The organism is Collimonas sp. OK412 (genome assembly GCF_900112135.1).
Taxonomy (GTDB): domain Bacteria; phylum Pseudomonadota; class Gammaproteobacteria; order Burkholderiales; family Burkholderiaceae_D; genus Collimonas; species Collimonas rhizosphaerae.
In genome coordinates this window covers 169187-182260 of sequence record NZ_FOLC01000006.1, presented here as the reverse complement: position 1 = coordinate 182260, position 13074 = coordinate 169187, and the positions used below count along the sequence as shown (strand labels likewise).

Genomic DNA, 13074 nt, shown 5'->3' with positions numbered 1-13074 from the left:
GAGAAATCAATGCCGTCCGCAACTAGTTACCCTTCATCGCCGGGGCCCGAATTCGAGGCGTTCCTGGACAAGAGCAAGACCCTGGAAGGCGCCCGCCTGGCCGAAGCGATTCCTAAATCGTATTTCGAACCGCAAGCCTGGCGCGGCCTGGCCGGTTTCTTCATCAGCTATGCGCTGTATATCGGCGCCATTGTCGGCGTCGCCTATGCGCCGCATTGGGGCTTCTATATTCCCCTTTACATCGTCGCCGGTCTGGGCGGATGGGGCCTGCATTGCATCGCGCACGACTGCGGACACAATTCGTTCTCGCGCAACAAGAAGCTCAACATCGCCATCGGCCACCTGTCGCTGCTGCCGCTGCTGTATCCGTTCTATTCATGGAAGCACGTGCATAACCTGCATCACTTCCACACCAACAACCTCGAGCTCGATACCGACTGGCGACCGATCCCGCGCGACATGTACAAACGCATGTCGTTCGGCCAGCGCTTTGTCTACATGGGCACCAGGACCTGGCTGTTCTGGGCCGGCACCATCAATTACTGGATCGTGTCGGGCTTCCGTCCGGGATTTTTCCCGAAGAAGGATATGCGCAGCGATGTCAAACGCTCGATCGCTTTCGTGGTGCTGGCGTCGATCGTGTATTTTTCCGCGCTCATCTACTTTACCGGCATCGCAGGCTTCTTCCTGCTGTTCTTTGCGCCGTGGATCGCGATCCATACCTGGTTCAGCGTGACCACGCTGATGCACCACACCTCGGCCGACATCCCGTTCCTGACCTCGGAACACTGGACGCCGAACGCCAGCCGCATGCTGGTCACCACCGACTACCGCTATCCGCAATGGCTGCTGTTCCTGACCCACAACATCTCTATCCATACCGCCCACCATGTGGCGCCGGTGGTGCCGTTCTATAACCTGCAGAAAGCGCAAACGGCATTGAAGCAGGCTTATCCGGGCATGATCCGGGAAAAGAACTTCAGCTTCGGCGACCTGCTGTGGGTCATAAAGAACTGCCATTTCTACGATCTCGATTCGGGTTATTACAAGGATTCGGCGGAACAGCGCGCCGTGGTCAACGGCGGCGCCGCCTCGGTTCCCAATACCTGATCCTTCATCAACCCGTGCCGGGCCAACCGCAGGACCTGACGACATGACTGACATCACTTCACCATCGCCGCCGCTGTCGCAACAGACGGCGGCAGCGCCAGCCCTCAGCATCGGCGCCAGCCTGGCAAAGGCAGGCTACCAGCTGGGCGGCATGCTGGCGCCCGGACTGGCCGGACGGATTGCGGCCGACGCCTTCGGCCGCTCGCGCTCGAAGGGCGGCCGCACCTTGTTCAGGATGCCGCTGGGCGCGCAAACCTTCGAGATCGCCGGCAATGAAGACGTGCGCCACGGCTATCTCTGGAAAAACCAGGGCCCTACCGTGCTGCTGGTGCATGGCTGGGGTTCCGACAGCAGCAGCATGATCGGCTTCGTCAAGCCGCTGCTGGCGCTCGGTTTCCAGGTAGCGTCGTTCGATGCGCCGGCGCATGGCGAATCGGCCGGCAACAAGACCACCATGACGCGCTTTGTCAAAGCGGTCGGCGCGGCCATCAAGTCGCTCGACAATGTGCAGATCGTGGTCGGCCACTCGCTCGGCGCGATTGCCTCGGTGGCCGCCGTCGCCCACGCCAGTCCGAGGCATGCGGAAGCCGTCAGGCGCATGGTGCTGATCGCCGCCCCGGTATCGCTTTCCACCGTGCTGGAACGCTGGTCGACCAACCAGCGCCAGCAGCTGCCGCCGGCCGTGATCGGCAAGATCTACGACCGCCTGCACGTGCAGAACGGCGTCCCGGTCAGCCACTGGGATATCAGCGTGCTGGGCGCGGCCATGGATGTGCCGGTGCTGGTGGTGCACGACGAGCATGATCCGGTGGTGCCGCTGACCGAGGCCCAGAGGCTGATGCGCAGCCTGAAAAACGTGCGCCTGGAACAGACCTCCGGCCTCGGACACAGCCGGATACTGTCGGCCGCTCCGGTCAAGGAACTGATCACCCGCTTCATCAGCGAATCCCATCTGACCTCAACTAGCCTGGAACCTAGCAATGACTGAAACAGAAACTGAATTCAAGACACTGATGTGCCTGGTGTGCGGCTGGATCTATTCGGAAAAGGATGGCGCTCCCAGCGAAGGCCTGGCGCCCGGCACGCGCTGGGACGATATCCCGGACAGCTGGACCTGCCCTGAGTGCGGCGTCAAGAAAGAGGATTTCACCATGGTGGAATTTTAAGCCGCCGCAATAGCACCAATAGCGTTGCCACAACCGCATGGGAACCTATCAACTTTGACAGGGTGTCGGAATCCTGCGGCGGCGGTAAGATTTCTGACCGGCGCCAGTCAGCTTGCAGGTTGTCATCGATACCACTAGAAATGGAAGACACTATGTTTATTCATAATGCATGGTACGTCGCAGCGCTGGCGTCCGACCTCAAGGCCGAACTGTTCCCGCGGACCGTATTGAACAAGCACGTCGTGATGTACCGCACCTCCGACGGCAAGCTGGCGGCGCTGGAAGACCGCTGCTCGCACCGCCATGTGCCGCTGTCCAAGGGCTGCCTGGTCGGCGACCAGGTCCAGTGCGCCTACCACGGCATCCGCTTCAATGCGGGCGGCACCTGCGTCCACATACCCAGCCAGAAAATCATCCCCCAGCGCGCCAGCGTCAAGTCTTTCCCCCTGGTGGAAAAATACGGTTTCGCATGGATCTGGATGGGCGACCGCGACCTGTGCGACGAAGCGCTGATCCCGGACCATTCCGTATGCACCTCGCCGCGCCACGCCGGCGAGATGTTCTACGCCCATGCCAATACCGATTACCGCCTTGGCATCGACAATTTCCTCGACCCCTCGCATGTATCCTTCGTGCACCTGAGCACCGTGATGTCGCAAGCCGTCACCGAGGCCTCGCCGGAGATCACGGTGACGCCGAACGAAGTGCGCGTACGCCGCATCCTGCGCATGGAGAAGAGTTCGCCGCTGCTCAAGAAAATGATGAACCTCGAACATATCGACCGCATCCAGGATGCCATCTTCTTCCCGGTCGGGAACACCAGGATAGACACCACCGCGCATCCGCCGGGCCAGCCGGAAGGCATGAACATGCGCATCTCGACGCTGGGCATCTTTACCCCGGAAACCGAGACCACCTGTCATCTCTGGGCTGGCCTGTACCGCGATTTCGGCATCGACAGCCAGCCGCTGTCGGACGCCATCGCCAGGGAACTGCGCACCACCATCGCGGAAGACGTGTATATCTGCCAGCAGGCGCAGGCAAACTGGGACAACGACGCCGTGTTCATCCACCTGGCGGTGGACCAGGCCTCGATCGCCGCGCGCCAGATCCTGGACGTGCTGCTGCAAAAGGAATCACAAGTGCTGCCGCCCACCCTGGTGAAATCGGCGTAAGCGCGCCGGTTGCACGCAGCAGCACCAGACCGCAAACCACAATATCGATACCAACAGGAGACCGTCATCGTGAGCACCCCCGCCGAACAGTTAGCACCCACCCCCGAATCCGTCGCCAAGGCGTTCCTCACGCCGAGGGCCGATGAGCGGACCCCGGCCACGGCCGGTTTTGAAGGCGCCAGCCGGGTAGAGACCAACGGCCCGAGCGGCAAGCTGGTGTCCTGGCAGGCCGGGCGGGGCCCGACCGTATTGCTGGTCCACGGCTGGGAGGGCCGCTCCAGCGACATGGCGCCGTTCATCCGGCCGCTGCTTGAATCGGGCTACCGCGTGGTGCTGGTCGACCTGCCGGCGCATGGCGAGTCGGAAGGAACGACCTCGTCGATCCCGGCTTGCGCCGCCGCGCTGCTGAAATTCCAGAACCTGATCGGTCCGGTATATGCCGCCATCGCCCACTCGGTCGGCTGCGCCCTCACCGTGGAAGCGGTGCGGCACGGCCTGCAGGTCGAGCGCCTGGTGCTGATCGCGCCGCCGGCACGCTACTTCGATTACGCCGTCGGCTTCGGCGTCCAGGCCGGCCTGGACCGGCACCAGGTGGCGGCCATGATCGCCTTGCTGAAAGAACAGGGGGTCGATGTCGCCGACGTCGATACGCCGAAAGCCGCCGCCAGCCTCAAGCAGCCGGTGCTGATCGTGCATTCGAACGACGACCGCGTGGTGCCGGTATCGCTTGGCGTGGAAATCGCCGAGGCCTGGCAGGGCGCCCAGCTGCTCCGCTTCGACGGCCTGGGCCATCGCCGGATACTGAAAGCGCAGGAAGTGATCGACGCCGCCCGCGCATTCCTGACACCCCGCACCAGGACGGCCTGAGAACAGCCAGGACATGACCATGCGGCCCGGGCAGCGATGCGGCGCATCACCTCGACAGCAGCAGATGGTCGCGGTACTGCTTGGGCGACATGTTGAACCAGCGCTTGCAGGCCCGGAACAACGCGCTCTGATCAGTAAAGCCGAGCAGGAAAACCGTTTCCGAAATCGGCAGTTGATGCTGCCCCAGGTACTGTTGCGCCAGGCTGTAGCGCGTATGCTCCACCAGCTCCTGGAAACTGGTGCCTTCGTCCTGCAGGCGCCGTTGCAAGGTGCGTTCGCTGATGCATAGCGCGCTGGCGATGTCGGCTCTCAACGGCTCGCCGTCCGCCAGCCGGCGCATGATCAGGTCCTGCGTCTTGGCGCGGATGCGGTGCTGGTCGAGCCGGCCTAGGCGCTCGCTGGCGTACCTGTCGTGCAAGCTTGCCAGCGATGGATTGGATGACGGCAGGGGCGTGGATATGTCTGTCTTTGAAAGAAAGATCCGGTTGGCTGCCGCCCCGAAACGCAACGGGCAGCGAAAGGCGTCTTCGTACGGCGCCCGGTCGTCCGGCTCCGGGTGGGTGAATTCGACCGCCAGCGGCCTGATGTCCTGCTTGGTGACCCAGCGGCAGAACGTGACCAGCGTGATCAGGTTGAAATCAAAGCGCTGCCGCGGCACGTTTTTCTGCATGTCGCCGTTGATGGCCAGCGTAAACCAGTAGCCGCCGTCTGTTTCAACAAGCGCGATGGTGGCGGCGTCGGTCACCAGGCGCAGGTAGCAGATTAGCCGCTCCAGGCTGGCGTACAGGTTTTCGCTGGACATCATGGCGTAGCCGACCACGTCGAAGATGGCGGGCGTGGTCACCTCGGGAACCGACAGTCCGATCGCCGGGTTATTCGAACGCAGGGCAGCGACTTTCCACAGGGCGCACAGTTTTTCCGTTGCATAGCTGGCGTGAGGATCATTCAATATTGCGATATCCATGCCTGCCTCGGCGAACAGCGCCGGGACATCCAGGCCGACATTCTTGAACATCTCTGCCACGCCCTTGACCCAGGTAGTGGAGCAGGTCAACGCACTTACCTGGCGATGGCTGGGGTTCATTTTTTTCTCCTTTCTTTGCATCTGTTCGAAAACTGTTGCGATCGCTCGCCAGCGTGGAAATCGGGAAACGGAGCTGCCGGAATCCTTTGTCTGAATGTGATGGGAAAGAGGGCGGCACATGCGGCCCGGTCATGGGCTGCCGGCAGGACCAGGCCCTGAGGCCGAGCGGCGCACAAACAGCTTCGGCATCTTGTCCGTGGCCTGGCACGGCGTCGCATGTTGCATTCTTCTTGGCTCCCAATGGCAATACGTCAGCGTCAGCAAGTCATGCCAGGCCGCATGACGGCTGGACAATCCTGGTCCTATCGATGTTTGGTCCGGTATCGGCTGAGCCAGACGTCCCGCCCGGCCGGGATGGTATTGATGCGAATGCCGTTCTGTTGGCGCCAAATTGAGCGGCTGTAGTCTGCTACAAAATATTGCTGTAATGCAGCATATGAGCAGGAATACGTGAAATCAACTGACAGTATTGACAGGTAACCCGGTTTTGACCGGGAAACTGAACCGGTGCTCTAGCAGCCCTGGAACTGATAGCGTTACCAGGCAAAATGAATAATATTTTCAGAGCCGTGTGCAGAGCAACATGACCGTCTTTCCAGGCAAACGCCGCCCGCGGCCGGATAGGCAACAAGAGTGTTAACTCTTGCAAAATCGGCCGCTTCCAGACATTTCCCCTTAGCAATTAAGCATGGCAACGGGTATGATTGTGGGATATTTATCAATTGATATACCAGCACGATATGTTGTCAAAATAATATTTCACTGGTAGCAATTCCATTTCGGGGAATCCCTCATGAGCAGCCTGCTTCAATCCCTGTCGGCCTTGATACAAGGCCGGCAGCATGATCGTATATTGCGTCTCTCTTTCCCGCACGACGACGGTCCGCATGCGCAGCTGCTGGTCAACAAGCTCGATGCCGTGGAAAGCCTGTCGCGCGATTTTGCCTTCACGGTAGAACTGCTGTCGGACGACGCCAGCCTGGCGCTCAAGGATTTGCAGGGCAAGCTGTTTACCGTGGAGCTGGTGCGCGCCGACGGCAGCCTGCGCTACTTCAGCGGCTACTGCTTTGAATTCCGTTTAGTGAAGACCGACGGCAGCATCAGCTTCTACCAGGCCAAACTGAGGCCGTGGCTGCAGTACCTGCACCTGCGCAAGGACAATTTCATTTTCCACGGCAAGACCCTGCGCGAGCAGCTCGACAGCATCTTCAGCGACTACGGCACGCTGGCCGACTGGGATTTCCGCGTCAGCGGCGAAGACCCGGCGATGACCGACGCCTTCCAGTTCAACGAATCCGACAGCAACTACGTGCACCGCCGCCTGGAAGCCGCCGGCCTGCTGTATTACTACGAACACACCGCGCAAGGCCACAAGCTGATCGTCACCGACGACTCGACGCAGGCGACGGCGATCGACGGCGGCCCGGAGATCCGCTTCCAGCGCCATGGCGGCGCGATCGAGGAAGACGGCATCGGCGAGTTTTCGCCGGTGCGGCAGATCGTGCCTGGCTCGGTATCGCTGTCAGGATTCAATTTCAAGAGCCCGGCGCCGATCAATGCCGGCGTGCCGACGCTGAACAAGCAAGGCAATGTGCTCGACATCGAATCCTATGAATATGTCGGCGCCTACGGCGTCAAGAACGCGCAGGATGCCGACAAGCTGTCGCGCTTGCGCATGGAAGAAATCGAAGCGTCAGGCAAGCACTTTGAAGCGGCGGGCAATAACCGCTCGGTCCTGCCTGGGCGCTGGTACCGGCTGACCGGCCACTTTGCCTTCAATCCTTTCGGCAGTAATGAAGAAGCAGGCAAGAGCGAATTCCTGATCCTGTCCGTGCATCACATCGCCAGCAACAATTACCTGCAGCAGGCCGACCAGAAAGCCGACTACAGCAACCGCCTGACCTGCATCCGCAAAAGCATCCCATGGCGGCCGGGCCGCGGTTTCAACAGCGTCGCCACCAGGATCCTGTCGCCGCAAACCGTCACGGTCGTCGGTCCATCAGGACAGGGCAGCATCCATACCGACGAATACGGCCGTATCCGCGTGCAATTCCACTGGGACCGCATCGGCAACAACGATGAGAAAAGCTCGGCATGGGTACGCGTCGCCAGTTCATGGGCCGGCGGCGAGCTCGGCGCCAAATCGATTCCGCGGGTGGGATCGGAATGTGTCGTCCAGTGGCTGGACGGCAATCCGGACCGGCCTATCGTTACCGGCAGCGTGTACAACCAGCGCAACATGCCGCCGTGGAAGCTGGCGACCCAGCAGCCGCTGATGGGCTTCAGGAGCCGCGAGCTGACGCCCGACGGCGGCAATCAGCCTGGCGGCCGCAGCAATCACCTGATCCTGGACGACTCCAACGGAAAAATCCAGGCGCAGCTCAAAAGCGATCATCAGCATAGCCAGCTGAGCCTGGGGCATATCACCCGCATCGAGGACAATGCGGGCCGCAAGGATGCGCGCGGCGAAGGGTGGGAATTGCGGACCGACGGGCACGGCGTGGTGCGCTCGGCCAAGGGCATGCTGATCACCACCGAAGCCCGCGGCAGCGCCGCTTCGCATATCAAGGACATGGGCGAGACCGTGCAGCGCCTCACTTCCGCGCGCGACCAGCACGAAACGCTGGCCGACATGGCGCAGCAGGCGGGGGCGCAGGAAAAGCAAGGGCAGCAGGTCGATATTGCGAAAATCCTGAAGGCGCAGAATGATGCGATCAAGGGTGGCGGTGCTGGTGGCGATGGCGGTTTTCCTGAGCTGTCGGCACCGCACCTGGTACTGGCCAGTCCTGCCGGTATCGAAACCACAACAAGCGGCAGCACCCATATCGCGAGCGGCCAGAACACCGCGATCACTACCGGCAAGAGTTTATCCATCGCCAGCGGCGACAGCCTGTTTGCCAGCATCCGCCAGACCTTCAGGTTGTTCGTGTACAAAGCCGGCATGAAGTTGATTGCGGCCGGAGGCGACATTGACGTGCAGGCGCTGACCAACGGCATCAATATTCTTGCCAAACTCAATATCACGCACACAGCCAATCGCATTACCATCGTCGCCAAGGAAGAGGTGATGATTAACGGCGGCGGCAGCTACGCCAAGTACAATGCCGCTGGCATCGAGCATGGGACGAATGGCATTTTCGTAGCACATGCCGCGACGCATAGCCTGCCGGGACCAGCCAATAAGCCGTTGCCAAAACTGCCTGAGCCGCCACCGCCGCTAAAAGACAATCTGGTGTTCAGCTTGTCGCACGTGCCGACGTCTGCCACCTCGATGTATGCCAATCATCCTTACACCCTCTACAAGAATGGAGCAGAGGTGGAAAAAAATGTGGCTGATGCATGGGGGCGCGTGAACATCAAAGACATCAAGCCGGGCGATTACTATGACGTCAAGCTGCCGAATGGCAGCGTGTTCAAGGTGCCTACCCTGGAACAATTCGACAATAAAGATAACGTCAAAAACGACCAGGAGCTCGCTTACAAAGGCCTGCGCACCGACGGTCTGGGAGACAAGGGCAGACTAGACCAGGCTCGCCGCGGTGCGCAGGCTGGTGCGCAAGACGGAGAAACACAATGAGTTATGACATTCACAAAAATCTCAAATCTATTCGCAGAGACGAACACATTCCAGCCAGTTCCGACCAGCGCGCACCGCAGGGATCGATGCAATGGTTTTTGGAAAATCGTAGCGACACGCATCCGATCCACAACAACAATGCCTTGCAATTTTTCATGTGCGGCAAGGAAGGATTTGGCAGTATTGCCGGCGATATCGATAAAGCCTCTTATAGCGTTGATCTCGTATGCTGGGGTTTCGATCCGGCCATGGAGCTGGTGCGCAAGCCCGGCAAATGGGGGCAACGCGGCGAGACCTTCGGCGACCTTCTGGCTCGCAAGAGCAAGCAGGGCGTCAAAATACGCCTGCTGATCTGGAAAGACCTTATCGGGTCGACAAAGCAAGGAAACATGATCGGCTACATCAGCCCAAGCCTTTGGCACACGCCCGACGGACTGGAAAAACAGCGGCTGGATCATTGCATCGCCTGGTGGAAAGCTATCCGATACGGTGACTATCCGAATATTGAAATACGCACCCGCTCGGTGCCATCGAGCGACGCACGGCATAGCCTGGCGAAAAACTTCCCTGACATGCCCTCCACATTAATTGAAAAATTATTGACGGAAGAAGTGGCAACCCACCACCAGAAGCCGGTATTGATCGATTATGAACATCCCGACCCAAGCTGCGCTGTCGGCTATGTCATGGGCCTCAATTCGATTACCGATTATTGGGACAGCTCTTCCCATATTTTCAATGACCACCGCCGCGAGGCCGACTATCTGCAGGATCGGGCTGGCAGTGTCATTCGCAAACCGTATCGTGACTATGCAATACGCGTCCAGGGTGAAGCCCTCTATAGTTTGAACCAGAATTTTTCCAAAGCATGGGATGACGTAAAAACGGAATTGGGCAAGCCATTGGCGAATGGCGCTTTGCTAGGCTCCCGCGCAAAGGTCAGTGCTGCCAGCTTAAGCAGCTCCTGCACAGTCGGACACCGCTGCCAGATTGTGCGCACTCAACCGCAAGAACAAGACGCCACCATCTGGGAAAGCTATCAGCTGGCGCTCTCCAATGCGATCCAATATATCTACGCGGAGAACCAGTATTTCTTCTTGCCTGAGTGGGCGCAAGGGATAAAGCAAATCCGCAAGGCCAACCAGACCGGCTATCAGGATGGCAAAGTCGTAAAAAAGGATATTCCGGTTTTATACGTATTTATTGTCATCCCGAATCCGGAAGAACGCGGCATGGTTCCGCGCACCTATACCACCGTGGCCGAGCTGGGGGCAGGCAATCAATTTCCTGCTTACCAGACAGAGACCGAACGCGTTGCCAAAGAAATTAACAATCCTCCGCCGCCGAGCATGAATTATTTTGACGGTGATGTCGCGGCTATCGCGAGTCCTGGCCCAAAAGATATTGTTGATAATCATCACTTATCGGACATCAAATCGATTCGCAGAGAGCTCCAGCAGCTTGGCATCGAAGTACTGGTCGCCATGCTGCAAAGCTTCGATGACAGCGGCTCCAGTAAAAGCAAGAATTCTGAAGAGCGCTATCGTGAAATTTATATCCATAGCAAATTAATGCTGATCGATGATACCTTCACTACCTTGGGCAGCGCCAATTTGAGCCCGCGTTCGATGGCCGGTGATAGTGAGCTAAATCTGATTACCGAAGATCCCGGTTTCACCAGCAATGCACGCTCGCGCGTTTGGGGCAATCTGGCGGGCGGCGATTTAAGCGGTGGTGGCGGTTCGCGTGACGAAATTGCCAAAGCTCACAAGAAATGGAAAGATCGTATGGATAAAAATTACGGCGGCAAAAGCAATAGCCAAGCTTTCGAGAAAGGTAGCTTTGTCGTGCCATTCAGGGACACAGGCGGCAGCGCTATGCGGGTTCGTTAATGGAGAAAACTTTCCTACGTTCTTTTTTCCGCAGTCCTTGGTATATACGTCTCGGTTTGCCATTACTTGCCGCATGCCTGTTGTTTGGCATTGCCCAATTCACTTATGAACACCGCCATATTATGTCCAATCAATTACGCTATAGCCAGTTGCCGTTGTTTAACCCTCATCGTACTGAATTTACCTGTATCCAGCAGGTAGCCGTGGTTCCTCCAATCGATCCCGAGGCCAATCTATGGTTTGAACAGGGTATGGCATTGACCAGTGAAGACAAGTACGAAGAAGACAAGGACTATAAAACCGCTGCCGTACTTTGGACGAAAGCGGCGCAGCGAAAGCACTGGAAAGCACAGAACAATCTCGCCGGATTGTATTTGCATGGCAAGGGCGTTCCTCTAGATCCGGAAAAAGCATTACAACTGACAGAAGAAGCGATGGCTTGGGGCGTACCACAAGCATGGGACAACATGGGTAGTTATCATATGCAAGGCGTAGGCGGGCTGAAACCTGATGCCACTGTCGCCTATGCCTTTTGGCAAAAGGCTGCAGATATGGGCGCACCCGGGGCGCAGACCCTTTTAGGTGCGCAATTGCTTGCCTCGTACGATAGTCCCAAAGATGGTTTTTGGGCTAATAAAAAAATTGGCCTGCAAATGCTTGAATGTGCGCTTTCTCAAGGTCAGGGCGCCGCGGCCAGAAAACTTGGCTTGGAATACGAACGGCAGAAAACTAGTGAGGGTAAGCACCGCGCCCTAGCCTATTATCAGGAAGGGGTGAAATTCGGTGACCAGGACTCTGCAGATGCTCTCGAAATCGCCTTTGAAAGTGGGCCGTTAGATTATGCTGCGCCATTCGTTGACCATGACCGCGAACGCCGCTACCAAGTGTTTGGCAAGGCACTGAGAGACAATCCTGATTTGCGTTTCCCGAATCTGGACAAGATATTGCCATTACCACCTGCCAAATTGCCGTATTGGGACGGTGATGAAAATCATTTGCTGGATTCCGCCGGAGAAGCCCGCCCAGTTTCTGTGGAGCCAATGTCTGGCTCAGCAAAATAGCTCGGCAAGCATGACACGCTTTATCGCGGCCCCATTTTCTATATCGTCAAGAAAGCGTTGTCGAACCTGGCATCATCATTTAGTGTTCAGCCTCCTTTGTCTTGCGTTATGTCAAGCGGTCCATTCCAGGAATAGCGATTTACCTCGCAACCAAATTCCTGACCTATTCCATCCGCATCGCACCGAGTTTGCGTGCAAGCGCGAATTGAACGTGGCGCTGGCGCTGGATACGCCAGATCTGTGGAAGGACGACCGAAATTGGCCGCTCATCATCGAACTATATAAAAAGGCTGCGGACCGCAAACATTGGAAAGCGATGAATAATCTGGCGACCCTATACCAGACAGGAGTATGGGGCCTAAAAGATTCCAACAAAGTTCTCGTGCCGCGGAATCCAGAGGCGGCGATGGCGCTAACCGAAAATGCCATGCGAATGGGCGTGCCGCTGGCTTACGCAGTGATGGGCAACTATTACGCCGATGGCTTCATAGTCAAAAAAGATCCGACAGCAGCTTGGGCATTCTGGCAAAAAGCAGCTGACATGGGCAGCAGTTATGCACAATTTACAATCGGGCGCAGCTTGAATGCGGCATTAGAAAAAGATGAACCCGAACGTGAGCGCTGGAGCAATGAAGTGATCGGCCTCAAAATGCTTGAATGTGCTTTTGCGCAGGGCAATGGCGATGCCGCCGAAGCACTGGGGATCGAATATGACGTCATTCAAAAGGACAAGTCACGGGCCCTTCACTATTTTCACGAGGGAGTGAAGTTCGGAAGCGCCGGATCGGCTGACTATTTACCCGGCGAATTCCAGAAGGTTGGTGGTCTCGCGCCTAGTGGTGTTGATAACTCACGAGCTGATCGCTATCGAGTCTTCAAGAAAGCCCTGGAACACAACCCGGATCTGCGTTTTCCTAATCTCGACAACGTCTTACCATTGCCCCCGACAAAATTGCCACAGTGGAGCGGCAAATCGGAAGACCTGATCAACGCTGCCAAATAAATTCATCCTGTGCCGCCAAAGTCCGCACCAAGCGTCGCAAGCTAGCTCAACAAGAGCTCCCAGCCATTTACCCGTTACCGCTATTTCAAACCAAGCGGTGCATATATTTAAAAAAGGCAGATGGATCAGAAAGGCGAGA

At 57.8% G+C, this 13074-nt stretch carries 10 protein-coding genes; 9 read left to right on the top strand and 1 reads right to left on the bottom strand.

Features of this window, described 5'->3' with window-relative positions:
• Nucleotides 1-9: 9 nt before the first annotated feature.
• The 5 genes from BM062_RS09085 to BM062_RS09065 all read left to right on the top strand — a co-directional run bounded on the left by BM062_RS09085 (nucleotide 10) and on the right by BM062_RS09065 (nucleotide 4318).
• On the top strand, nucleotides 10-1110 hold the full coding sequence (locus BM062_RS09085) for a fatty acid desaturase (protein ID WP_092395985.1): 1101 nt from the start codon (nucleotides 10-12) through the stop codon (nucleotides 1108-1110).
• 43 nt (nucleotides 1111-1153) lie between these two features.
• Nucleotides 1154-2098 carry an alpha/beta fold hydrolase gene (locus tag BM062_RS09080; protein ID WP_092395983.1) on the top strand — a complete coding sequence of 315 codons (945 nt, stop codon included), beginning with the start codon at nucleotides 1154-1156 and terminating at the stop codon, nucleotides 2096-2098.
• Nucleotides 2091-2276, top strand: coding sequence for a rubredoxin (locus BM062_RS09075; protein ID WP_092395981.1), 186 nt, complete (start codon nucleotides 2091-2093; stop codon nucleotides 2274-2276). Before BM062_RS09080 ends, BM062_RS09075 begins: the two co-directional genes overlap by 8 nt.
• Nucleotides 2277-2428: 152 nt before the next feature.
• Complete coding sequence (locus BM062_RS09070; protein WP_175500937.1) at nucleotides 2429-3451, top strand: aromatic ring-hydroxylating dioxygenase subunit alpha; 1023 nt, start codon at nucleotides 2429-2431, stop codon at nucleotides 3449-3451.
• 69 nt (nucleotides 3452-3520) lie between these two features.
• The gene (locus BM062_RS09065) at nucleotides 3521-4318 is read left to right on the top strand and encodes an alpha/beta fold hydrolase (protein WP_092395977.1); all 798 of its coding nucleotides are present in this window, start codon (nucleotides 3521-3523) and stop codon (nucleotides 4316-4318) included.
• Between the two features lie 46 nt (nucleotides 4319-4364).
• On the opposite strand, the gene BM062_RS09060 is transcribed toward BM062_RS09065, so the two are convergent.
• Nucleotides 4365-5402 (bottom strand): AraC family transcriptional regulator, encoded by a 1038-nt coding sequence (locus tag BM062_RS09060; RefSeq protein WP_175500936.1) that lies wholly within the window; start codon nucleotides 5400-5402, stop codon nucleotides 4365-4367.
• A gap of 793 nt (nucleotides 5403-6195) precedes the next feature.
• Between BM062_RS09060 and BM062_RS09055 the strand changes: the two genes are divergently transcribed.
• The 4 genes from BM062_RS09055 to BM062_RS09040 are packed head-to-tail and all read left to right on the top strand — an operon-like array spanning nucleotide 6196 to nucleotide 12935.
• Complete coding sequence (locus BM062_RS09055) at nucleotides 6196-8979, top strand: type VI secretion system Vgr family protein (RefSeq protein ID WP_254785013.1); 2784 nt, start codon at nucleotides 6196-6198, stop codon at nucleotides 8977-8979.
• Nucleotides 8976-10871: a phospholipase D-like domain-containing protein gene (locus BM062_RS26175; RefSeq protein WP_092395973.1), complete on the top strand. Its 1896-nt coding sequence runs from the start codon at nucleotides 8976-8978 to the stop codon at nucleotides 10869-10871. The genes BM062_RS09055 and BM062_RS26175 overlap by 4 nt, the downstream gene beginning before the upstream one ends.
• The gene (locus BM062_RS09045; RefSeq protein ID WP_092395971.1) at nucleotides 10871-11932 is read left to right on the top strand and encodes a tetratricopeptide repeat protein; all 1062 of its coding nucleotides are present in this window, start codon (nucleotides 10871-10873) and stop codon (nucleotides 11930-11932) included. The genes BM062_RS26175 and BM062_RS09045 overlap by 1 nt, the downstream gene beginning before the upstream one ends.
• Entirely contained in the window at nucleotides 11856-12935 is a 1080-nt protein-coding gene (locus BM062_RS09040) for an SEL1-like repeat protein (protein WP_092395969.1), read from the top strand. The genes BM062_RS09045 and BM062_RS09040 overlap by 77 nt, the downstream gene beginning before the upstream one ends.
• The last annotated feature ends 139 nt before the right edge of the window (nucleotides 12936-13074 follow it).

Bases quoted from the DNA above. Each gene is read 5' to 3' on its own strand.
- BM062_RS09085 (WP_092395985.1), top strand. From the start codon at position 10: ATGCCGTCCGCAACTAGTTACCCTTCATCGCCGGGGCCCGAATTCGAG.
- BM062_RS09080 (WP_092395983.1), top strand. From the start codon at position 1,154: ATGACTGACATCACTTCACCATCGCCGCCGCTGTCGCAACAGACGGCG.
- BM062_RS09075 (WP_092395981.1), top strand. From the start codon at position 2,091: ATGACTGAAACAGAAACTGAATTCAAGACACTGATGTGCCTGGTGTGC.
- BM062_RS09070 (WP_175500937.1), top strand. From the start codon at position 2,429: ATGTTTATTCATAATGCATGGTACGTCGCAGCGCTGGCGTCCGACCTC.
- BM062_RS09060 (WP_175500936.1), bottom strand. From the start codon at position 5,402: ATGAACCCCAGCCATCGCCAGGTAAGTGCGTTGACCTGCTCCACTACC.
- BM062_RS09055 (WP_254785013.1), top strand. From the start codon at position 6,196: ATGAGCAGCCTGCTTCAATCCCTGTCGGCCTTGATACAAGGCCGGCAG.
- BM062_RS26175 (WP_092395973.1), top strand. From the start codon at position 8,976: ATGAGTTATGACATTCACAAAAATCTCAAATCTATTCGCAGAGACGAA.
- BM062_RS09045 (WP_092395971.1), top strand. From the start codon at position 10,871: ATGGAGAAAACTTTCCTACGTTCTTTTTTCCGCAGTCCTTGGTATATA.
- BM062_RS09040 (WP_092395969.1), top strand. From the start codon at position 11,856: ATGAAAATCATTTGCTGGATTCCGCCGGAGAAGCCCGCCCAGTTTCTG.